Raw genomic sequence first — 345 nt, 5'->3', positions numbered from 1 at the left:
TGGGGCCTTAGCTCAGCTGGGAGAGCGCCTGCCTTGCACGCAGGAGGTCAGCGGTTCGATCCCGCTAGGCTCCACTTATTTTTATATTACTTATGGCGGTGTAGCTCAGCTGGCTAGAGCGTACGGTTCATACCCGTGAGGTCGGGGGTTCGATCCCCTCCGCCGCTACCATAAGGACCTTTAGCTCAGCTGGTTAGAGCAGACGGCTCATAACCGTCCGGTCGTAGGTTCGAGTCCTACAAGGTCCACCACTCAAAGTTTATATCTCGGAGGTATACCCAAGTTCGGCTGAAGGGATCGGTCTTGAAAACCGACAGGCGGCGAGAGTCGCGCGGGGGTTCGAAT

At 56.5% G+C, this 345-nt stretch carries 3 tRNA genes; all 3 read left to right on the top strand.

Annotation, left to right across the window (positions count from 1 at the left end):
• Position 1 precedes the first annotated feature (1 nt).
• The 3 genes from JDS95_RS30610 (at position 2) to JDS95_RS30600 (ending at position 251) form a co-directional block, all read left to right on the top strand.
• Positions 2 to 74: transfer RNA gene (locus JDS95_RS30610), tRNA-Ala, on the top strand.
• Positions 75 to 94: 20 nt separating this feature from the next.
• Positions 95 to 171 (top strand) — tRNA-Met (locus JDS95_RS30605).
• A gap of 3 nt (positions 172 to 174) precedes the next feature.
• Positions 175 to 251: transfer RNA gene (locus JDS95_RS30600), tRNA-Ile, on the top strand.
• The last annotated feature ends 94 nt before the right edge of the window (positions 252 to 345 follow it).

The organism is Bacillus cereus group sp. N24, assembly GCF_016483345.1.
Taxonomy (GTDB): Bacteria; Bacillota; Bacilli; order Bacillales; family Bacillaceae_G; genus Bacillus_A; species Bacillus_A toyonensis.
This window is presented reverse-complemented; position numbering and strand designations above follow the sequence as displayed.